A 21,670-nucleotide genomic window follows, 5' to 3' on the forward strand; every position below is an offset into this window, starting at 1 on the left:
ACGCCCCCTGTCGGTGCCTCATCCCCGCCCGGCAGTGACCGGGGGCGACGTCCGCGGTCACTGCCGCCCGTTCACTGCTCCCCGTGCGCGTACTGACGCACGGCCAGCGGCACGAACACCCCGAGCAGTACGACGCACCACAGGATCGACCCCGCGACGGGATGGGCCACCGGCCAGGCCGCTCCGTCGGGCACCGGTGCGTTGCCGAAGAGGTCCCGCAGGGCCGTCGCCAGCGCGCTGATCGGATTCCACTCGGCGACCGTGCGCAGCCAGCCCGGCAGTCCGCTGGTCGGAATGTACGCGCTGGACAGCAGCGGCAGCAGGAACGTCGCCCCGCCCAGCTGACCGGCCGCCTCCTCGTTGCGGGTGAGCAGGCCGAGGTGGATCCCGGCCCAGGTGCAGGCGAAGCGGAACAACATCAGCAGCGCGAGCGCGCCCACCGCTTCGAGCAGGCTCCCCTCGACACGCCAGCCGACCGCGAGGCCCACGAGCAGGAACGGCACGGTCCCGAGGGCGGTGGCCACCAGATCCGCGGCGGCCTGCCCCAGCGGTACGGCCGCCCGGCTCATCGGCAGTGTGCGGAAGCGGTTCGTCACGCCCCGGTGCGTGTCCTGGGCGGCCTGGAACATGCCGGCCATGATCCCGCCCGAGGCGGTCGCCACCAGCAGGCCCGGCACGAGGAACGACCGGTACTCCTCGCCCGGCACCGCCAGCGCGCTGCCGAAGACGTAGCCGAAGAACAGCAGCATGCTGATCGGCATGGTCTGGGTGAGGATCAGCAGTCCCGGGTTGTTCCGCAGTCGCAGCAACTGGCGGCCCAGCATCGCGGTCCCGTCGTACGCCAGCATGCTCATGCGGCACGCTCCCTCTCGTCGGTCGTCCCGGTCGTCTCGGTCGTCTTGGGCGGCGCGGTCTCCGTCAGGCGCAGGAACACGTCGTCGAGGGTCGGCGGGCGCAGGCTCACGTCGAGCAGCGGTACGCCCGCCGTGTCGAGGGCACGCACCAGCAGCGGGATCGTGAGCGTCGGGTCCTTGCTGACCGCGCCGACGGCGTTGCGCTCGTGGTCGAACGACGGCTGCGCGCCCGTCAGCCGGTCGAGCACGGCCGCCGCCTCCGCCAGGGTGTCCGCGTCCGGCACGACGACCTCGGCATGCGCCCCGACCAGCGACTTGAGCTGCGCCGGAGACCCGGTGTGCGTGACCCGGCCCCGGTCCACCAGGGCGATGTCGTCGGCCAGTTGGTCGGCCTCCTCCAGGTACTGCGTGGTGAGCAGCACGGTCGTGCCCTCGGCGGTCAGGTCGCGCACCACGTCCCGGATGAGGGTGCGGCTGACCGGGTCGAGGCCGGTCGTCGGCTCGTCCAGGAACAGCACGTCGGGGCGGCGGACCAGGCTCGCCGCGAGGTCCAGGCGGCGGCGCATGCCGCCGGACCAGGTGGACGCGGGGCGGTCGGCGGCCTCGGTCAGACCGAAGCGGTCCAGGAGTTCCGCACTCCGGCCGGCGGGCCCGCGCACCCGGTACAGCCGGCCGAACAGCTGAAGGTTCTGGCGTCCGGTGAGGTCCCCGTCGATCGAGGTGTCCTGGCCGGTGACGCTGATCCTCTTGCGTACGGCGGCGGCCTCGCGGACGAGGTCGTGCCCCGCGACCCGGGCGGAGCCGGCGTCAGGCCGCAGCAGCGTGGTCAACAGCCGTACCGCCGTCGTCTTCCCCGCCCCGTTCGGCCCGAGGATCCCGCAGACCGTCCCCTGGGGGACCGCGAGTTCCAGCCCGCGCAGGGCACGGACCTCCCCGAAGCGCTTCTCCAGACCTTCACTAAGTACAGCGTACGTAGAAGTCATGGCATGACCATAGCGCACTACGTACGCTGTACGTAACTAGGATGGTGGCCGAGGTGATGATCGATGGCGGGCCGAGCGGCCGTACCCGAAGTGATCTGGGCGCGCCCCGAGCGCACCGGCCGTGGGCCGAAACCGGCGTTCACCCGCGCCGACATCGCGGCGGCGGCCGTGCGGATCGCCGACGCGGAGGGGCTGGACGGGGTCACCATGCGGCATGTCGCCGCGGAGCTGGGCTGCGGCACGATGTCGCTGTACAACTACGTCCCCCGCAAGGAGGACCTGTACGAGCTGATGATCGACGCCATCGGCGCCGAGCACGAGATGTTCGAGCCCACGGGCGACTGGCGCGCCGACATGCTGCGCAACGCCGACGAGACACGCGCGATCATGCGCCGCCACACCTGGGTGCCGCGCCTGATGCCGGGGGTGTTCGGCTTCAGCCCCAACACCCTGCGCTACCTGGAGCACTGCCTGGCCTGCCTCGAACCGCTCGACGTGCCGGCCGGCACGAAGACGGAGCTGGTCGCGCTGCTCAACGGCGTCGTGACGACGTACACCGGGAACGAGATCGCGACCGCCGAACGCACCCGCTCCATGCCGTGGACGGCCGAGGAGGAGAACGCCGTCCGCATGGCCTACCTGGGCGGCCAGATCGCCACCGGCGCCTATCCGCGGCTGACCGCGGCCTTCACGGAGCAGAGCGGGCCGGTCGATCTGGAGGCGGTGTTCCGGCGGGCGCTCGAACGCGTCCTGGACGCCTTCGACCCGGAGCTGCGCTAGAGGGTGCCTCCTGGGCTGGTGCTAGAGCAGCGCCAGTTGTCCTTCGGGACCCTCCTCGGGCCCCTCCAGCACCGACGCAGGGCGGCGGGCCCCGCTCGGCACCGGCAGGACGCCCGCCTCGCGCAGCTCCGTCGCCGTGACCGGGTCGGGAAGCTCCGGTGCCTCCAAGGGGCGCAGCTCGGCCAGGAGCGCGAGGACGGTGATCAGCTCCAGCAGCTCCGACGTCCAGGTCTGCGGCCAGGTGGCGGGACGGATCGCCGCCAGCGTGCCCGGCTCGGGGGCGGCGACGCGGGTCGCGAACCACTCCTGCAGGACGCGCACCCCGCCCACCTCGAAGTCCCAGGCCTCCGGCGGCACCGGGGAGATGCGGCCCTCGTCCAGGAACAGGGCCTCCTCGTCCCGGTCGTAGCGCAGCGCCACCGGCCGGGAGGGCAGCGGGGCACGGACGTAGGGCCGGCGCCCGCCGGGGAGCTTCGGGCGTTCGCCGTCGCGGCGCATCAGCCACAGCAGCCGGTGCCCCAGCTCCAGGCCCCGCTCCCACGCGCCGGCGTCCCCGGTGAGCGGGACCGTGAGGTCCGAGCGGGTCGTGGCCGTGACCCAGGCCAGTACGTCCAGCGGCGCCGGCGTGCCGCCCAGGCGGGTGCCGAGGTGGTCCAGCAGGCCCGGGGCCAGATTCGGCTCGCGGCCGCCCGGGCGCCGGAACAGCGGGCGGATCCGGCCGGGGCGCACCAGCGGGAGCAGCGAGGTGACGAGCAGGGGCGGCTCGGCCCCGGGCGTCTCCACCGCGAAGACCTGCGGCTCGTCCGCCACCCGCCACAGCTCGGGGCGGGCCGCGTCGATCAGCCGCTGGTCGGGGATGAGCCACTGCTCGTCGTAGGGCGCGAGCAGGACGCGCACCGGCTCCGGGCAGGGCCCCGAGGGGCGCACCAGCTTCTGCGTGCCGCAGCCGGACCGGCCGGGCAACTGGCCGACCGCCGTGTGCAGCGTGCGCGAGCGGGTCGGCTCGAACAGGGACTCGCGGTCCGGCCCCTCGGCCTTCATCAAGGCGTCCCAGCGGGCCTTCAGGGACGCCGCGTCCGGCGCCGCCGGCCAGCCCCGGCCGAGCCGCGGCGGTGCGACGGACCACGGCATGAGGTCCGCCAGCAGCGGAGCGTCGTCGTGCGTCACGCAGGGCATCGTACGACGTGTCCGGCGCCCGGAAGGGGCGCGGGGAACGGCGCGACCGGCCCCCGCCGGCGCGCGGAACGGCACGGCGCTTCCCGCCCAGCGCTCACGTGGCGTCCAGGGTCACCGTGAAGGAGAACCGGTCCCCGCGGTAGTGGATGACGGCCACGTCCAGGGGCCGCCCGGCGGCGTCGTAGGTCACCCCGGTGTAGTGCAGGATCGGGCTCAGCAGAGGGACTTGGAGCAGCTTCGCGGTCTCCGGGTCGGCCAGCCGCGCCTCCACCGTGTCCGTGATGCGACTGATGTCCGCCCCCACCACGTCCCGCAGCACCTTGGTCATGGGCCACCGGAGAAGGTCGTCCAGGTCGATGCGCGCGGCCAGTTCGGGGCGGACGTAGTTGCGGGCGTGATTCGTCGGCTCGCCGGTCTTCTCGTCGCTGCGCAGCCGGTGGTACGTCGACACCTGACGCACATCGGGGAAGAACTCGGCGAGTTCGCCCGGCACGGGCGCGCTTGCGTGGTCCAGCAGTTCGGTCGTCATGCCGGACTGCTGGGCCACGATCGCGTCCACCGAGCCGAGCAGGCGCACCGGGGAACCCCGGCGCACGTCCGGCTCGATGAACGTGCCCCGCCGGCGGTGGCGCGTGATCAGCCCCTCGTCCTCCAGCTCCTTCAGCGCCTGCCGCATCGTCAGCACGCTCACGCCGTAGTGCCCGGCCAGCTGCTCCTCGGTGGGCAGCCGCAGCGGGTCCTGCGGCGAGCGGCCGAGGATCGAGGCGCGCAGCGACTGCGACACCTGGTACCAGAGCGGCAGCTTGCGGTTCAGGACGATCGAGTCCGGGGCGAAGGAGGTCACGGGTCATCCGTACCGGTAGGAAATGATCAGTGCAAGGGCGTGCCGGGCGTCGCGACGCCGCGGGGATCCGCCAGAAGCCACCTAGGGGCGGAAGTGCCGCTCCAGGCCCCGCCAGACGTCGTCGTAGCGCTGCTGGAGGTGTTCCGCGCGGGCCGCGTGCGGGGTGAGGGTGAGCGGCCAGCGCGTCTCGAACATGAACGCCAGGCCGTCGTCGATCTTCTGCGGCTTCAGCTCGGCGGCGCTCGCCCGGTCGAAGGTCTCCCGGTCCGGGCCGTGCGCCGACATCATGTTGTGCAGCGACCCGCCGCCCGGCACGAAGCCCTCCGCCTTGGCGTCGTACGCGCCCTCGATCAGGCCCATGTACTCGCTCATCACGTTCCGGTGGAAGTACGGCGGCCGGAACGTGTCCTCGCCCACCAGCCAGCGCGGCGCGAACACCACGAAGTCGACACCGGCCAGGCCCGGGGTGTCCGACGGGGACGTCAGCACCGTGAAGATCGACGGGTCCGGGTGGTCGTAGGTGATGGTGCCGAGCGCATTGAAGCGGCGCAGGTCGTAGACGTACGGCACATGGTTGCCGTGCCAGGCGACGACGTCGAGGGGGGAGTGGTCGTAGGTGGCGGTCCACAGGTTGCCGCAGAACTTGTTCACCACCTCCACCGGGCCTTCGACGTCCTCGTAGGCGGCGACGGGCGCGCAAAAGTCCCGGGGGCTCGCGAGCCCGTTGGCGCCGATCGGGCCGAGGTCGGGCAGACGGAAGGGCGCGCCGTAGTTCTCGCACACATAGCCGCGGGCGGACTCGTCGAGCAGTTCCACACGGAAGCGGACCCCACGCGGGATGAGCGCGACATGTCCCGGCTCCACATGGAGCAGACCGAACTCGGTGTGCAGCAGCAGGCCGCCGCGCTCCGGGACGATCAGCAGTTCGCCGTCGGCGTCGCTGAACACCCGGTCCATCGAGGCGTTGGCGGTGTAGAGGTGCACAGCGACGCCGGTGCGCTGGGTGGCATCGCCGTTGCCGCCCAGGGTCCACAGGCCCGCCAGGAAGTCGGTCTCGGGCGCTGGGTCGGGCAGCGGGTTCCAGCGCAGCCGGTTGGGATCGGGCACGGTCTGGGTGAAGGGGGCGGTGCGGATCGTGCCGTTGTGGGTCCGGGTGAACGCCGGGTGCGCGGCCGACGGGCGGATCCGGTACAGCCACGACCGGCGGTTGTGGGCCCGCGGCTCGGTGAACGCCGTACCGCTCAGCTGCTCCGCGTACAGTCCGAGCGGGGCCCGCTGGGGCGAGTTGCGGCCCTCGGGCAGCGCGCCAGGGACGGCCTGCGAGCTGTGCTCGTTGCCGAAGCCGGAGAGGTAGGCCAGCCCTTCGGCGGTCTTCCGCGCTCCGCCGTGCTCGAACGCGCTCGCGCGGGTGGTGCCCCCATCGCCCATGATCGCTGCTCCCTTGCGGTCTGATTCCTATGTAGCACCGTAGGATTGCGATGTCACCGACGCAAGAGGGGCGCGCGCCCTCCTCTTCACGGATGACCGGAACCCGACTTGAGAATGATCCGCAGGGGCGGACGTGTGTTCTACGCTCCCGAACATGTCGTGGACACGGAGACTTTGCGCCGCGCTCGCGGGCTGTGTCCTCCTCCTGGCCGGATCCGCGGGCTGCGGCACCGGTGACGCCCGGGAGGGCGGTGCGTCGCCCGCACCGGTCGGCAAGATCCTCGAGGACCGGGGCCAGGACGGGCAGCCCCTTCGCGAGGTGGCACCCGAGGGCGCCCCCGACGTCGGGATCGAGGTGCAGCCCGACGCGGCCGGCGGCTGGGACGTACGCCTGACCGTACGGAACTTCCGCTTCTCGCCGGCCGGCACGGCAGCCCGCCCGGTGGCCGGGCGCGGCCTCGCGCGCCTCTTCGTCGACGGCCGCCCCGTGACCCGCCTCCGCACCTCCACCTACCGGCTGGACGCCCGTCTCGTGCCGCGCGGCACGCACCACGTCACGGCTCGTCTTCACGCCGACGACGGCACCGTGTGGGCGGTGGAGGGCAAGCCCGTGCAGAGCACGGCCGACATCACCGCGTCGGAGCCGGGCCCGGCGATGACGTCGGACGCCGCCTCCCGGCGCAAGGCCCGGACCCAGGGCGTGGACACCGGGGACCCGGGTTCACCGGACGGCGGCCGGGACGCACCCGGGGGCCGAGGCTCGCCGCCCGGCGGCCCGGGCGCATCCGGGGGCCGAGGTTCACCGGACGGCGGCCGACGGGCATCATGAAGCCCGTGCCCCACGCGACATCGCTCCGACGTGCGCCCGTGCAGCGGCGCAGTGCCGAACGCCTGACCAGGATCCTCGACGCCTGCGCCGACCTCCTCGACGAGGTGGGCTACGACGCCCTGAGCACCCGTGCCGTCGCCCAGCGGGCCTCGGTCCCGATCGGCTCGGTCTACCGCTTCTTCGGCAACAAGCGCCAGATGGCCGACGCCCTGGCCCAGCGCAACCTGGAACGGTACTCCGAGCGTGTCACGCAGCGCCTGCGGGACGCCGGCGAGGGCGACGGCTGGCGCACGGCCATGGACGCCGTGCTCGACGAGTACCTGGACATGAAGCGCACCGCGCCCGGCTTCTCCCTGGTCGACTTCGGCAATCAGATCCCGGTCGGCGCCCGCCAGGCCGAACCCAACCACCGCGTCGCCGACCGCCTCACCGATCTCCTCTCCGGCCATCTCGACCGCGAACCCGACGACGATCTGCGGAGGGTCTTCCTCATAGCGGTCGAGACCGCGGACACCCTCGTGCACCTGGCGTTCCGGGTCGCGCCGGAGGGGGATCAGCGGATCATCGACGAGGCACGAGAGATGCTGCGGGGCTATCTCGCCCGGGTGCTCGACTGACGCCGATCCGGTCAGGAGCCTCCCCACCGTTCATACCGGTCGGTATGCTCGGGCGCGTCAGTGCGTCACCGTAGCCGCCGCCCCGGGAGGACCCGTGTCCCGCACCGCCCTGCGTATCTGCCCCCTGTGTGAGGCCACCTGCGGCCTGACCCTCACCATCGAGGGCACGCGCGTCACTCACGCCCGCGGTGACCGCGACGACGTGTTCAGCCGGGGGTTCATCTGCCCCAAGGGCGCCTCCTTCGGGGCGGTCGACTCCGACCCCGACCGGCTGCGCACGCCGCTCGTGCGCCGGGACGGGGAGCTGTGCGAGGCCACCTGGGAAGAGGCCTTCGACGCGGTCGCCGCCGGTGTCCGGCCCGTCGTGGAGCGCCACGGCCCGAACTCCGTCGGGGTCGTGCTCGGCAACCCCAACGTGCACACCATGGCCGGTGCCCTCTACCCGGCCGTCCTGCTCGCCGGGCTCGGCACCCGCAGCGTCTTCACCGCCTCGACGGTCGACCAGATGCCCAAGCACGTCTCCAGCGGTCTCCTCTTCGGCGACGCGAACGCCATCCCGGTGCCCGACCTCGACCACACCGATCATCTGCTCCTGATCGGCGCCAACCCCCTGGAGTCCAACGGCAGTCTGTGCACCGCCGCCGACTTCCCGGGCAAGCTCAAGGCGCTCAAGGCCCGCGGCGGCACCCTCGTCGTGATCGACCCGCGGCGCACCCGCACCGCGAAGCTCGCCGACCGGCACGTCGCCGTCCGGCCCGGCACCGACGCGCTGCTGCTGGCGGCGATGGCGCGGGTGCTCTTCGACGAGGGCCTCGTCGAGCCGACGCCGCACGTGCAGGGCATCGAGGAACTCTCCGCGATACTCGCGGAGTTCACCCCCGAAGCCGTCGCCGAGGCCTGTGACGTCGACGCCGGCGTCATCCGCACCCTCGCCCGCGACCTGGCCGCCGCCCCGACCGCCGCCGTCTACGGCCGCATCGGCAGCTGCACCGTCCCGCACGGCACCCTCGCCAGCTGGCTCGTCGACGTCCTGAACATCCTCACCGGCAACCTCGACCGGCCCGGCGGTGCCCTCTTCCCGCAGGCCGCCACCGACAAGACCCCGCGTCCCGCCGGACCCGGCCGCGGCTTCGCCCTCGGGCGCTGGCACTCCCGGGTGAGCGGACACCCCGAAGCCAAGGGCGAGCTGCCCCTGTCGGCCCTCGCGGAGGAGATCGACACCCTCACCGAGGAGGGCGAACCGGTCCGCGCGCTGATCGCGGTCGCCGCCAACCCCGTGCTGTCCGCGCCCGACGGCGACCGGCTCGACAAGGCCCTCGACTCGCTGGACTTCATGGTCAGTGTCGACCCCTACCTCAACGAGACCTCACGCCACGCCAACGTCGTTCTGCCCCCGCCCCCGCCCTCCCAGAGCCCCCACCACGACTTCGCCTTCAACACCCTCGCCGTGCGCAACCAGGTCCGCTACACCCGCCCGGCGATCCCCCTGGAGCCCGGCCGCATGGCCGAGACGGAGATCCTGGCCCGGCTGATCCTGGCCGTGACCGGTATGCAGGGGGCCGATCCCGCCGCGGTCGATCAGATGGTCATCGACCAGACCCTCGGCAAGGCGGTGAAGGACCCGCACTCGCCCGTATACGACAGCGACCCGCGCGAGCTGGCCGGCCGGCTCACCGGCGACACCGGCCCGGAGCGCCGGCTCGACATGATGCTGCGCCTCGGCCCCTACGGCGACGGCTTCGGCGCCCGGCCCGACGGACTCGGCCTGGAGCAGCTGCTCGCGCACCCGCACGGCATCGACCTAGGCCCGCTGCGGCCCCGCCTGCCGCAGCCCCTGAAGACCCGCAGCGGCCGGGTGGAGCTGCTGCCCGGCCCGATCGCGGACGACCTGCCCCGGCTGCGCGCCGCCCTGGCCGAACGCCCCGAAGGACTCGTCCTGGTCGGCCGCCGCCATCTGCGCTCGAACAACAGCTGGATGCACAACGTGCCCGCCCTCACCGGCGGCTCCAACCGCTGCACCCTGCACCTCCACCCCGAGGACGCCGAGCGGCTGGGTGTCGAGGACGGGGCCGCCGTGCGCGTGAAGGGCGCCGGGGGAGAGGTCGTCGCACCCGCGGAGGTCACCGACACCGTCCGCCGGGGCGTGGTGAGCCTGCCGCACGGCTGGGGTCACGACCGCCCCGGTACCCGCCTCGGCCACGCCTCCAAGGAGCCCGGCGTCAACGTCAACCAACTCCTCGACGGCCGCCTGCTGGACCCGCTGTCGGGCAACGCGGTTCTCAACGGCGTGCCCGTCGAAGTCGCCCCCGCGAGCACCGCCGAATGTGCTTCCGTGACCGAAAAGCTCACCGCTCTGACCTGAGCAAAGCTGTGACCAGCAGTTTTGCGCTTATTGCTCGCACGTCAACGTCTTGTTAACGCTGCTTGACGGGACCTAACGTCTCGGGAACCGCCGGCCCTGGTGGGATGTTCAAGGGCGAACGTTAGGTATCCACTCATGCTGACCATCCTCGGCTTCGCCATGATCGCGACCTTCCTGGTCCTGATCATGATGAAGAAGATGTCGCCGATCGCGGCGCTCGTGCTGATTCCCGCGCTGTTCTGCGTGTTCGTCGGCAAGGGCGCCAAGCTCGGTGACTACGTCCTCGACGGCGTGACCGACCTCGCCCCCACCGCGGCGATGCTCATGTTCGCGATCGTCTACTTCGGCGTGATGATCGACGTCGGCCTCTTCGACCCGATCGTCCGCGGGATCCTCAAATTCTGTAAAGCCGACCCGATGCGGATCGTCGTCGGCACCGCCGTGCTCGCCGCCATCGTGTCGCTGGACGGCGACGGCTCGACCACCTTCATGATCACCGTCTCGGCGATGTACCCGCTGTACAAGCGCCTGAAGATGAGCCTGGTCGTGATGACCGGTGTCGCCGCCATGGCCAACGGCGTGATGAACACCCTCCCCTGGGGCGGCCCGACCGCCCGCGCCGCGACCGCGCTGAAGCTCGACGCCAGCGACATCTTCGTCCCGATGATCCCGGCGCTCCTGGTGGGCCTGCTCTTCGTCTTCATCCTGTCCTACGTGCTCGGCGTGCGCGAGCGCCGGCGGCTCGGCGTGCTGACGCTGGACGAGGTGCTGGAGGAGGAGAAGGAGACCGAGACGGTCCTCGTCGGCTCCGGTGCCTCCGGCGACGGCAAGGTCTCGATGCGCAAGGGCGGCACGGCCGCCGCGGGCTCCGGCACGGACGCCCCCGCGGGCGGCACGCCCTCCGGCGCCTCCACCGACTCCGGTGACGACGACACCTTCCAGGGCCTCGACCCGAACCGGCCCACCCTGCGCCCCAAGCTGTACTGGTTCAACGCGCTGCTCACGGTCGGTCTGCTCACCGCCATGATCATGGAATGGCTGCCGATCCCGGTGCTGTTCCTGATCGGCGCCGCGCTCGTCCTCTCCGTGAACTTCCCGCACATCCCCGACCAGAAGGCCCGCCTGGCCGCCCACGCCGACAACGTCCTGAACGTCTCCGGCATGGTCTTCGCCGCCGCCGTCTTCACCGGCGTCCTGCAGGGCACCGGCATGGTCGACCACATGGCCAAGTGGATGGTGGACGTCATCCCCGCCAGCATGGGCCCGCACATGGCCCTCGTCACCGGCGTCCTGAGCCTGCCGCTCACCTACTTCATGTCGAACGACGGCTTCTACTTCGGTGTCCTGCCCGTCCTCGCCGAGGCCGGTGCCGCGCACGGCGTCACCCCGCTGGAGATGGCCCGCGCCTCGCTGGTCGGCCAGCCGCTGCACATGTCCAGCCCGCTCGTCCCGGCCGTCTACGTCCTGGTCGGCATGGCCAAGGTCGAGTTCGGCGACCACACCAAGTTCGTCGTGAAGTGGGCCGCCCTCACCTGCCTGGTCATCCTCGGCGCGGGCATGCTGTTCGGGATCATCTGAGCCACTTCATGGAGGACGTCATCGTGAGGCCCGGTGGGAACCGCGGCTGGCTGCTCCGCCTCGTCATCGCCTTCGGCTTCGCGCAGGGGGCGGTGTCGATGGCCCGGCCCGCCGTCTCCTACCGGGCCCTCGCGCTGGGCGCGGACGAGCGCGCCGTCGGTGTCATCGCCGGTGTGTACGCGCTGCTGCCCCTGTTCGCCGCCGTGCCCCTGGGCCGCCGCACCGACCACGGCCGCTGCGCGCCCCTGCTGCCGGTCGGCGTGGTGCTCATAGCCGGCGGCTGCGCCCTCAGCGGCGTGGCCGGCTCCCTGTGGACGATGGCCCTGTGGAGCGGGGTGATGGGCCTCGGGCACCTGTGCTTCGTCATCGGCTCCCAGTCTCTGGTCGCCCGCCAGTCCGCGCCGCACGAACAGGACCGCAACTTCGGCCACTTCACCATCGGCGCCGCCCTCGGCCAGCTGGTCGGCCCCATCGCCGCGGGCGCGCTGATCGGCGGTGAGGACATGGCGGGCAGCAGTGCGCTCGCCCTGATCGTGGCGGGCGCGACCGCGGCTGTGGCGTTCACCTCGCTGTGGCGCATCGAGCATCGCCGCACGGGGTCCTCGTCCGGTGCGGACAAAGGGGCCCGGGTCCCGGTCCGCGGCATCCTGCGCACCCGTGGGGTGCCCGCGGGCATTCTCATCAGCCTGGCCGTGCTGTCCGCGACCGACATCCTGACCGCCTACCTTCCGGTGGTCGGCGAGCACCGGGGCATCGCGCCGTCGGTGATCGGCGTCCTGCTCAGTCTGCGTGCCGCGGCGACGATCGCCTGCCGCCTGGTGCTGACGCCCCTGCTGCGGATCCTCGGCCGGCCCCGGCTGCTGACGCTCACCTGTCTGCTGGCGGCCCTGCTGTGCGCGGGCGTCGCCCTGCCGGTGCCGGTGTGGGCGCTCGGACTGCTGCTGGTCGCGCTCGGCTTCTGCCTCGGGGTCGGACAGCCGCTGTCCATGACGACGGTCGTCCAGGCCGCCCCCGACGACGCCCGTTCCACGGCCCTGGCCCTGCGCCTGACCGGCAACCGGCTCGGCCAGGTCGCCGCGCCCGCCGCGGCCGGGCTGATCGCCGGCGTCGCGGGTGTGGCTGCGCCGTTCGTGATGCTGGGGGTGTTGTTGCTGCTGTCCTCCGGAGTCGCCGTGCGGTCGCCGCGGGAGCCGGATGCACCGGTTGAACCCGATGAGTCGGTTGAACCGGTTGAACCGGATGAGCCGGGCGAGCTGGGTGACCGGGACGTGCCGGACAGGGCGGATGGGCCGGAGGAGTCGGAGGGTGAGGGCCGTGGAGGGCGGAGGGACCTCGGGCGCGGGGTGCCGCTGCGCCGGAAGAGCGATATCTGACGCGTCGTAGGGCGGTGCTGCGGTCTTTTCGGCGGTGAGGTGCCAGAAAGTCAGGTGACGAGGTGTTTGTATGTAAATCATCTGACTTGGAGGCATGTTCATGCCCGTCGTACCCCTCGCGCGTCGCGCCGGCGCCCGCACCGCCGTCCTCGCCGCCCTCACCCTCGCAGGGACCACCCTGAGCGGGGTGTCCGCCGTCGCCGCTCCCATCCCGGGGGACAACGGAGACGTAAAGATCCATGCCAGCACGACGGCCGCGGTCAACCAGCGCAACGACCCGAAGGTCTGCGACTTCTACCTCGCCGCGTTCAACTTCGACGCGGGTGAGCAGATCAACTGGACCATCCAGACCCAGCCCGAGGTCCCGGGCGGCGCCACGCGCACGGGCAGCTTCGTCGCCGACCCGACCGGCATGGGCCGTACCGAGGCCGTCGATCTGCCCAACGGGCAGTACAAGCTGACGTGGCTCACCGACCAGGCCCACGGCGCCGGCAAGTTCAAGGTGTTCAAGGTCGACTGCCCCACCTCCAAGCCGGCGACGCCGGTCGGCGGCCCGCCGGCGGGCGGCGGCGGCATTGCCCGCAGCGAGGCGTTCACGCCGGTCACCGGCGCGGCCGCGGTCGGTCTGGCCGCCGTCGCCGGGACGGTCTGGTTCCGGCTCCGTCGCCGCCCCCATGGCGCCGCGTAGGCCGGGTTCCGCGGATGGCTCCGCCCCGCTGGGCCGGGGCGGGGGCCCGCTCGGGTCCGACGCCGGGGCGTCGAGGCGGCGAGGAGGCGGTGCCGGGTTCGAGGCCGGAGCGTCGAGGCGGCGACGTGGCGGTGCCGGGTTCGATGCCGGGGCGTCGAGGCGGCGAGGAGGTGCTGCCGGGTCCGACGCCGGGGCGTCGAGGCGGCGAGGAGGCGGTGCCGGGTTCGAGGCAGGAGCGTCGAGGCGGCGACGTGGCGGTGCCGGGTTCGATGCCGGGGCGTCGAGGCGGCGAGGAGGTGCTGCCGGGTCCGACGCCGGGGCGTCGAGGCGGCGAGGAGGCGGTGCCGGGTTCGATGCCGGGGCGGTGAGGCGGCAGGGGGGCGGTGCTGAGTCCGGCGCCGCCTCGGCGGCTCGGCGTGGGGCCGGTTCCGGTTCCGTCGATGTGCCGTGGGGTCGGCGTGGGGCTGGTTCCGGTTCCGTCGACGTGCCGTCGGGGCGGCGTGGGGGCGGTACCGGGTCCGGAGGTGCTCCGGGGAGCCGGAGGGGCTCCGGCGACGGCCTCGGAGCCCGGTCCGGCTCCGGGCCTGCCGGTGCTCCGGTCGTGCGGCGCAGGGGCGGGGCAGGCAGCCCCGCTCGAGTGCCGTCGGGGCGGCGCGGACGGGGGACCGGCCATGGCGATGTCCGAGAGTTTCGGCGCGGGGCAGGGCGTGCCGCGGCGCCGGTGGACCGGCGTGGTTCCGGCTCGGGTACCGGCGCCGTTCCGGCGAGACGGTACGCGGCGCCATCCGGCGTGCCCTGGAGGCGGCCCCGGCGGTCGCGCAGGCCCTGGTACCGGACACGTGCCTTCCGGCTGACGCGGACGATCGCGATGGCCGTCTCGCTGCTGGTGGTGGCCGGGGTGTGCTGGGACCGGGGCGAAGAGCCCGGCGCGACGACGGCCACGGCCCTGCCGCCCGACTTCACCACGGCCGCCCACCCGGCCGGCTCCGGCACGGCCGACCGGCCGTCGGGCGCGGGCCCGGGTACCGCCACAGGCGAAGGCCCGGGCACGAGTGCCCGCCAGGTCGGCCCTGGCAAGGGCGAGGCCGCCCTGCCGGGCACGTCCCCCACGGGCAAGGCCGCCCTGCCGGGCACCTCCGGCACGGGCAGGACCGCCGTGCCCGGAGCCCCCGGCACCGCTGCCCTCCCGGCCGGCCCCGCCAACCCCACCCCCGGTCGCCGCACCGGCCCGGCCGAGGCCCCCGCATCCGCCACGACACCGGCTCGCACCCCCGGGGCCCGCACTCCCGGGTCCCGCACTGGGTCGCGCACCCCCGGCTCCGCCACCCCCGGCTCCGCCACCCCCGGCTCCGCCACCCCCGGCTCCGCCACCCCCGGCTCCGCCACCCCCGGCTCCGCCACCCCCGGCTCCGCCACCCCCGGCTCCGCCACCCCCGGCTCCGCCACCCCCGGCTCCGCCACCCCCGGCTCCGCCACCCCCGGCTCCGCCACCCCCGGCTCCGCCACCCCCGGCTCCGCCACCCCCGGCTCCGCCACCCCCGGCTCCGCCACCCCCGGCTCCGCCACCCCCGGCTCCGCCACCCCCGGCTCCGCCACCCCCGGCTCCGCCACCCCCGGCTCCGCCACCCCCGGCTCCGCCACCCCCGGCTCCGCCACCCCCGGCTCCGCCACCCCCGGCTCCGCCACCCCCGGCTCCGCCACCCCCGGCTCCGCCACCCCCGGCTCCGCCACCCCCGGCTCCGCCACCCCCGGCTCCGCCACCCCCGGCTCCGCCACCCCCGGCTCCGCCACCCCCGGCTCCGCCACCCCCGGCTCCGCCACCCCCGGCTCCGCCACCCCCGGCTCCGCCACCCCCGGCTCCGCCACCCCCGGCTCCGCCACCCCCGGCTCCGCCACCCCCGGCTCCGCCACCCCCGGCTCCGCCACCCCCGGCTCCGCCACCCCCGGCTCCGCCACCCCCGGCTCCGCCACCCCCGGCTCCGCCACCCCCGGCTCCGCCACCCCCGGCTCCGCCACCCCCGGCTCCGCCACCCCCGGCTCCGCCACCCCCGGCTCCGCCACCCCCGGCTCCGCCACCCCCGGCTCCGCCACCCCCGGCTCCGCCACCCCCGGCTCCGCCACCCCCGGCTCCGCCACCCCCGGCTCCGCCACCCCCGGCTCCGCCACCCCCGGCTCCGCCACCCCCGGCTCCGCCACCCCCGGGGCCCGCGCCCCGGGTCCCGCCCCCTCCGGGGCCGGCGCCCCAGGGGCCCCCGCCCCGGGCGTCGGCACCCCAGGGCTCCGCGGAGCCAAGCCCGCCACGCCCCCCGGCCGATCCGCGGCCGCCACCCCGCGCCCCGCTCCCAAGCCCGGCGCCCCCGCCGTCCGCAAGCCCCGCCCGTCGGCCGGTCTTCGCCCCCTGCCCCGTTCCCGGGCCACTCGCCTCCTCATCCCCTACCTCGACCTCGACGCGCCGGTCATGGACCTGGGCCTCGACCGCGACCGCCGCCTCACCGCCCCGCCGGACGACGACCCCAAGCTCGTCGGCTGGTACCGGCACGGCGCCTCGCCCGGCGAGCAGGGCACCGCCGTGGCCGTGGGGCACCTGGACACGGACCGCGGGCCCGCCGTCTTCGCGGGGCTGACCGAGCTGAAGCGGGGCCGGATCATCAAGGCCCGGCGCGCCGACGGGCGTATCGCCGTCTACACGGTCGACAGGATCAAGTCGTACGAGAAGGCGCACTTCCCGAGCCGGGAGGTGTACGGCGCCCGGGGCCGCCCCGAGCTGCGGCTGATCACCTGCGGCGGCAACTACGACCGCAGGAAGGGCTACTCCGGGAACCTCGTCGTCTTCGCCCATCTCACCGGCATCCGCTGACCCGGCCCGCCCCGCCCGACGACCGATCGGCCGTCCGCCTCCTCGCCGGATGGACGGAAGCCCTCGATCCGCCTCACGACCGGATCGGCCCGTCCGCCTTCTCACCAGATGGACGGAAGCCCTCGATCCGCCTCACGACCGGATCGGCCGTCCGCCTTCCGTCCGCCTCCTCGCCGGATGGGCGGAAGCCCTCGATCCGCCTCACGACCGGATCGGCCGTCCGCCTTCCGTCCGCCTCCTCGCCGGATGGGCGGAAGCCCTCGATCCGCCTCACGACCGGATCGGCCGTCCGCCTTCCGTCCGCCTCCTCGCCGGATGGGCGGAAGCCCTCGATCCGCCTCACGACCGGATCGGCCGTCCGCCTTCCGTCCGCCTCCTCGCCGGATGGGCGGAAGCCCTCGATCCGCCTCACGACCGGATCGGCCGTCCGCCTTCCGTCCGCCTCCTCGCCGGATGGGCGGAAGCCCTCGATCCGCCTCACGACCGGATCGGCCGTCCGCCTTCCGTCCGCCTCCTCGCCGGATGGGCGGAAGCCCTCGATCCGCCTCACGACCGGATCGGCCGTCCGCCTTCCGTCCGCCTCCTCGCCGGATGGGCGGAAGCCCTCGATCCGCCTCACGACCGGATCGGCCGTCCGCCTTCCGTCCGCCTCCTCGCCGGATGGGCGGAAGCCCTCGATCCGCCTCACGACCGGATCGGCCGTCCGCCTTCCGTCCGCCTCCTCGCCGGATGGGCGGAAGCCCTCGATCCGCCTCACGACCGGATCGGCCGTCCGCCTTCCGTCCGCCTCCTCGCCGGATGGGCGGAAGCCCTCGATCCGCCTCACGACCGGATCGGCCGTCCGCCTTCCGTCCGCCTCCTCGCCGGATGGGCGGAAGCCCTCGATCCGCCTCACGACCGGATCGGCCGTCCGCCTTCCGTCCGCCTCCTCGCCGGATGGGCGGAAGCCCTCGATCCGCCTCACGACCGGATCGGCCGTCCGCCTTCCGTCCGCCTCCTCGCCGGATGGGCGGAAGCCCTCGATCCGCCTCACGACCGGATCGGCCGTCCGCCTTCTCACCAGATGGACGGAAGCCCCCGATCTCGCCCGATGTCTTCCCCTGGCCGCGCACATTCCGTTAACTTCCGTGACCCACAGCCCCGTACGACCCGCACGGGGCTTCCGACCGCGGAGCACCATCGCCCTGATGACCCCTCGGGGGCCCCTCATGACACGCGCCATCTCCCTGCAGGACGTGAGCAAGACCTACCCGCGGGGTCCTCGCGTGGTGGACCGGCTGACGCTGGACATCACGCCCGGCGAGTTCCTCGTGCTGCTCGGCCCGTCCGGCTGCGGCAAGTCGACCGTGCTCAGGATGATCGCCGGACTGGAGGAGATCGACGAGGGCCGGCTGCTGCTCGACGGCCAGTACGCCAACGACCTGCCGCCCTCCGGCCGGGACATGGCGATGGTCTTCCAGAACTTCGCCCTCTACCCGAACATGACCACCCGCGACAACATCGGCTTCCCGCTGCGCATCGGGTCCCCGGGCGTGGATCACCGCCCCCGGGTGGACGCCACCGCCCGCATGCTCGGCATCGAGGACCTCCTCGACCGCCTGCCCGGGCAGCTGTCCGGCGGTGAGCGCCAGCGGGTCGCGATGGGCCGGGCCATCTCCCGCCACCCCTCCGCCTTCCTGATGGACGAGCCGCTGTCCAACCTCGACGCCAAGCTCCGCACCCATCTGCGGGCCGAGATCTCCCGCCTCACCCAGGAGCTGGGCGTCACCACGATCTACGTCACCCACGACCAGGCGGAGGCCATGTCGCTCGGTGACCGGGTCGCGGTGCTGCGCGGCGGTGTGCTCCAGCAGGTCGACAGCCCCCGTGTGGTCTACGCGCTGCCCAGCAACGTCTTCGTCGCCGCGTTCATCGGCACCCCGCGCATCAACCTGCTGCGCGGCCTGGTGCGCGCCCCGCTCGACGGGGCGATGACCATCAGCCTGGGCAAGCAGTTCCTGCGCCTGCCGGAGCCGCTCTCCCTCGACCACCAGCTGCTGCGCGTCCAGCAGGGCCGCGAGGTCATCGTCGGCCTGCGTTCGGAGGCCGTCCGGATCGCCCACCACAGCGCTGCCCGCCCCGGCGAGGTGCCGATCACCGGCCTGGTCGAGCACGTGGAGTTCCAGGGGCACGAGATCCTCGTCCACTTCGACACCGGCTCCAGCCCGGCCGTCGTCCCCGAACTGGAGGCCCCGCGCCCCCGCCCCGGCCGCCCCGCCCGGCGGCGCCGCGACGGCTCGGTCCTCACGCGGCTGCGGGAGCGGTCCGGAGCCGTACCGGCCGGACGGGCCGGACCCGTGCTCACCCTGGACCACCCCGAGGACCCGCAGGGGGCCGCGACCGCCGACGCCCGCCTGCCCGGGGACCTGATCGTCCGCACCACCCCGGACCTGGCCCTGCGCCACGGCATGCAGGTGCCGCTCCTCGTGGACCTCGCCCACCTCTTCGTGTTCGACCGGCACGGTGACCGCATCTGTCCGCATCCGGCGCGGCAGCCCGACCTGGGGGAGTGAGGAGCCGCACCGTCGGAAGGGGCCCGCGCCGTGCTGTGATGGCCCGGCGGCGTCCGGATCCTGGGCCTCACGTCCCGGGACGTCTGGCGTCAGAAAACTATCGCCGCTAGTTTATGTGTCGGACGACGACGCCCCGCCCCGGAGGAAGCGCGATGAAGGCACACGACGGCATGTACATCGACGGCGCCTGGCGCCCCGCCGCCGGCCAGGACGTGATCGAGGTCGTGAACCCGGTCGACGGGCAGGTCATCGCCACCGTCCCCGCGGGCACGGCCGAGGACGTCGACACCGCCGTACGGGCCGCCCGAGCCGCCCTCGCGGACTGGGCCGCGACCCCGCCCGCCGAGCGGGCGGCGCGGCTGGCCGCCCTGCGGGACGTGCTCGTGGCCCGCGCCGACGAGATCGCCGAGACGGTCACGGCCGAACTCGGCTCGCCGCTGAAGTTCTCGCAGGCCGTTCACGCGGGCGTGCCGATCGCGGTGGCGGGCTCGTACGCGGAGCTGGCGGCGACGTACGCCTTCGAGGAGAAGACCGGCAATTCGGTCGTGCACCACGAGCCGGTCGGTGTCGTGGCCGCGATCACGCCCTGGAACTACCCGCTGCACCAGATCGTCGCCAAGGTCGCCCCGGCCCTCGCGGCGGGCTGCACGATCGTGGTGAAGCCCGCCGAGGACACCCCACTGGTGGCCCGGCTCTTCGCGGACGCCGTGCACGAGGCGGGCATCCCAGCCGGTGTCTTCAACCTGGTCACCGGACTCGGCCCGGTCGCCGGCCAGGCCCTCGCCGAGCACCCCGGTGTCGACCTCGTCTCCTTCACCGGCTCCACCGCCGTCGGCCGGCAGCTCGCCGGGATCGCGGCCGGGCAGGTCAAGAAGGTCGCCCTCGAACTGGGCGGCAAGTCCGCCAACGTCATCCTCCCGAGCGCCGACCTGGCCAAGGCGGTCAACGTCGGGGTCGCCAACGTCATGTCCAACTCCGGGCAGACGTGCAGCGCCTGGACCCGGATGCTGGTCCACCGCGACCGGTACGACGAGGCCGTCGAGCTCGCGGAGGCCGCCGCCGCCAAGTACGGCGAGCGCATCGGCCCCGTCGTCAACGCCAAGCAGCAGGCACGGGTCCGCGGTTACATCGAGAAGGGCGTCGCGGAGGGTGCCCGACTGGTCGCCGGCGGCCCCGAAGCCCCGCGCGCGGAGGGTTACTTCGTCAGCCCGACCGTCTTCGCCGATGTCACCGAGGACATGACCATCGCGCAGGAGGAGATCTTCGGCCCGGTCCTGTCGATCCTGAAGTACGAGGACGAGGAGGACGCCCTGCGCATCGCCAACGGCACCGTGTACGGCCTGGCCGGCGCCGTGTGGGCCGGTGACGAGGCCGAGGCGGTGGCCTTCGCGCGCCGGATGGAGACCGGCCAGGTCGACATCAACGGCGGCCGCTTCAACCCGCTCGCCCCCTTCGGCGGCTACAAGCAGTCCGGCGTGGGCCGCGAACTCGGCGTGCACGGCCTGGCCGAGTACCTCCAGACCAAGTCCCTCCAGTTCTAGCCCAGGGGAGTCCCTCCGTCATGGCTGTCCGCGCCGCCGTCCTTCCCGCCGTCGGCTCCCCGCTTCGGATCACCGGCATCGACCTGCCCGACCCCGGACCCGGCCAGGTCCGGGTCCGGCTCGCCGCCGCCGGGGTCTGCCACTCCGACCTGTCCCTGTCCGACGGCACCATGCGCGTGCCCGTCCCGGCCGTCCTCGGGCACGAGGGCGCCGGCACGGTCGTCGCCGTCGGTGAGGGGGTCGGCCATGTCGCGCCCGGCGACGGTGTCGTCCTCAACTGGGCCCCGTCCTGCGGCGCCTGCCACGCCTGCTCGCTCGGCGAGGTGTGGCTGTGCGCCAACGCCCTCAGCGGCGCCGCCGACGTCTACGCCCGCACCACCGAGGGCACCGACCTCCACCCCGGCCTGAACGTCGCCGCGTTCGCCGAGGAGACGGTCGTCTCCGCGTCCTGTGTCCTGCCGGTCCCGGACGGCGTCCCGCTCACCGACGCGGCCCTCCTCGGCTGCGCCGTCCTCACCGGTTACGGCGCCGTCCACCACGCGGCCCGGGTCCGGCAGGGCGAGACGGTCGCGGTGTTCGGCGTCGGGGGAGTGGGCCTCTCCGCCCTCCAGGCCGCCCGGATCGCGGGTGCCTCGAAGATCGTCGCGGTGGACGTGTCCGCCGAGAAGGAGGAGCTGGCCAGGGCGGCCGGCGCCACCGACTACGTCGTCGCCTCCGACACCACCGCCCGCGAGATCCGCGGCCTCACCGGCAAGCAGGGCGTCGACGTCGCCGTGGAGTGCGCCGGACGCGCCGTCAGCATCCGCGCGGCCTGGGACTCCACCCGCCGCGGCGGCCGCACCACGGTCGTCGGCATCGGCGGCAAGGACCAGCAGGTCACCTTCAACGCCCTGGAGATCTTCCACTGGGGCCGCACCCTCTCCGGCTGCGTCTACGGCAACTCCGACCCGGCTGAGGACCTCCCGGTCCTGGCCGAACACATCCGGGCGGGCCGCCTCGACCTGAACGCGCTGGTCACGGAACGCATCTCCCTGGACGGCATTCCGGCGGCCTTCGAGAACATGCTGGCGGGCAAGGGCGGCCGGGCCCTGGTCGTGTTCTAGCCCCGAGTTCCCGGTGCCCCGGCTTCCTCGCGAGGCCGGGGTCTTCGGCGTGTCCGGGCCCGTGTTCCATGCCAAGTACAGGCAAAACTCCTGGTGCACGACCCG

Annotated in this window: 17 protein-coding genes; 11 read left to right on the forward strand and 6 right to left on the reverse strand. The window is 73.7% G+C overall.

The features are described 5' to 3' along the window. Window positions 1-71: 71 nt before the first annotated feature. Entirely contained in the window at window positions 72-854 is a 783-nt protein-coding gene (locus tag FDO69_RS05280; protein WP_104778579.1) for an ABC transporter permease, read from the reverse strand. After that, complete coding sequence (locus FDO69_RS05285; protein ID WP_104778580.1) at window positions 851-1,837, reverse strand: ATP-binding cassette domain-containing protein; 987 nt, start codon at window positions 1,835-1,837, stop codon at window positions 851-853. The genes FDO69_RS05280 and FDO69_RS05285 overlap by 4 nt, the downstream gene beginning before the upstream one ends. Window positions 1,838-1,900: 63 nt before the next feature. Between FDO69_RS05285 and FDO69_RS05290 the strand changes: the two genes are divergently transcribed. Then, entirely contained in the window at window positions 1,901-2,617 is a 717-nt protein-coding gene (locus tag FDO69_RS05290) for a TetR/AcrR family transcriptional regulator (protein ID WP_104778581.1), read from the forward strand. Window positions 2,618-2,638: 21 nt separating this feature from the next. On the opposite strand, the gene FDO69_RS05295 is transcribed toward FDO69_RS05290, so the two are convergent. From FDO69_RS05295 to hmgA, 3 genes are all read right to left on the reverse strand, one after another. Beyond that, entirely contained in the window at window positions 2,639-3,793 is a 1,155-nt protein-coding gene (locus FDO69_RS05295) for a type ISP restriction/modification enzyme (protein WP_104778582.1), read from the reverse strand. 94 nt (window positions 3,794-3,887) lie between these two features. After that, complete coding sequence (locus tag FDO69_RS05300; protein ID WP_104778583.1) at window positions 3,888-4,637, reverse strand: GntR family transcriptional regulator; 750 nt, start codon at window positions 4,635-4,637, stop codon at window positions 3,888-3,890. An 81-nt stretch (window positions 4,638-4,718) separates the two neighbouring features. After that, entirely contained in the window at window positions 4,719-6,065 is a 1,347-nt protein-coding gene (hmgA, locus tag FDO69_RS05305) for a homogentisate 1,2-dioxygenase (protein WP_104778584.1), read from the reverse strand. A 154-nt stretch (window positions 6,066-6,219) separates the two neighbouring features. Here hmgA and FDO69_RS05310 point away from each other — a divergent pair, with 154 nt between their 5' ends. The 7 genes from FDO69_RS05310 (at window position 6,220) to FDO69_RS42655 (ending at window position 16,369) form a co-directional block, all read left to right on the forward strand. Beyond that, the gene (locus tag FDO69_RS05310) at window positions 6,220-6,894 is read left to right on the forward strand and encodes a hypothetical protein (protein WP_104778585.1); all 675 of its coding nucleotides are present in this window, start codon (window positions 6,220-6,222) and stop codon (window positions 6,892-6,894) included. Then, window positions 6,891-7,511 carry a TetR/AcrR family transcriptional regulator gene (locus FDO69_RS05315; protein ID WP_104778586.1) on the forward strand — a complete coding sequence of 207 codons (621 nt, stop codon included), beginning with the start codon at window positions 6,891-6,893 and terminating at the stop codon, window positions 7,509-7,511. Before FDO69_RS05310 ends, FDO69_RS05315 begins: the two co-directional genes overlap by 4 nt. 94 nt (window positions 7,512-7,605) lie before the next feature. Then, window positions 7,606-9,873, forward strand: a complete 2,268-nt coding sequence (locus tag FDO69_RS05320; protein ID WP_104778587.1) for a molybdopterin oxidoreductase family protein — start codon at window positions 7,606-7,608, stop codon at window positions 9,871-9,873. Between the two features lie 99 nt (window positions 9,874-9,972). Next, window positions 9,973-11,451 (forward strand): CitMHS family transporter, encoded by a 1,479-nt coding sequence (locus FDO69_RS05325; RefSeq protein ID WP_324826345.1) that lies wholly within the window; start codon window positions 9,973-9,975, stop codon window positions 11,449-11,451. Window positions 11,452-11,474: 23 nt separating this feature from the next. After that, complete coding sequence (locus FDO69_RS05330; RefSeq protein ID WP_234387850.1) at window positions 11,475-12,824, forward strand: MFS transporter; 1,350 nt, start codon at window positions 11,475-11,477, stop codon at window positions 12,822-12,824. 100 nt (window positions 12,825-12,924) lie between these two features. Next, window positions 12,925-13,512, forward strand: coding sequence for a hypothetical protein (locus FDO69_RS05335; RefSeq protein WP_167526527.1), 588 nt, complete (start codon window positions 12,925-12,927; stop codon window positions 13,510-13,512). An 868-nt stretch (window positions 13,513-14,380) separates the two neighbouring features. Continuing rightward, a complete protein-coding gene (locus FDO69_RS42655; protein WP_104778590.1) occupies window positions 14,381-16,369 on the forward strand; it encodes a class F sortase in 1,989 nt (662 codons plus the stop codon). A gap of 73 nt (window positions 16,370-16,442) precedes the next feature. Here FDO69_RS42655 and FDO69_RS05345 read toward each other — a convergent pair whose 3' ends face one another. Further along, window positions 16,443-17,429, reverse strand: coding sequence for a hypothetical protein (locus FDO69_RS05345; RefSeq protein ID WP_138430058.1), 987 nt, complete (start codon window positions 17,427-17,429; stop codon window positions 16,443-16,445). A gap of 148 nt (window positions 17,430-17,577) precedes the next feature. Here FDO69_RS05345 and FDO69_RS05350 point away from each other — a divergent pair, with 148 nt between their 5' ends. The 3 genes from FDO69_RS05350 to FDO69_RS05360 all read left to right on the forward strand — a co-directional run bounded on the left by FDO69_RS05350 (window position 17,578) and on the right by FDO69_RS05360 (window position 21,565). Then, window positions 17,578-18,921: an ABC transporter ATP-binding protein gene (locus FDO69_RS05350; protein WP_104778592.1), complete on the forward strand. Its 1,344-nt coding sequence runs from the start codon at window positions 17,578-17,580 to the stop codon at window positions 18,919-18,921. Between the two features lie 152 nt (window positions 18,922-19,073). Next, on the forward strand, window positions 19,074-20,462 hold the full coding sequence (locus tag FDO69_RS05355; protein WP_104778593.1) for an aldehyde dehydrogenase family protein: 1,389 nt from the start codon (window positions 19,074-19,076) through the stop codon (window positions 20,460-20,462). Window positions 20,463-20,482: 20 nt separating this feature from the next. Further along, a complete protein-coding gene (locus tag FDO69_RS05360) occupies window positions 20,483-21,565 on the forward strand; it encodes a Zn-dependent alcohol dehydrogenase (RefSeq protein ID WP_104778594.1) in 1,083 nt (360 codons plus the stop codon). Window positions 21,566-21,670: the final 105 nt, after the last annotated feature.

The sequence above is a fragment of the Streptomyces tibetensis genome, assembly GCF_007655005.1.
GTDB classification, from domain to species: domain Bacteria; phylum Actinomycetota; class Actinomycetes; order Streptomycetales; family Streptomycetaceae; genus Streptomyces; species Streptomyces tibetensis.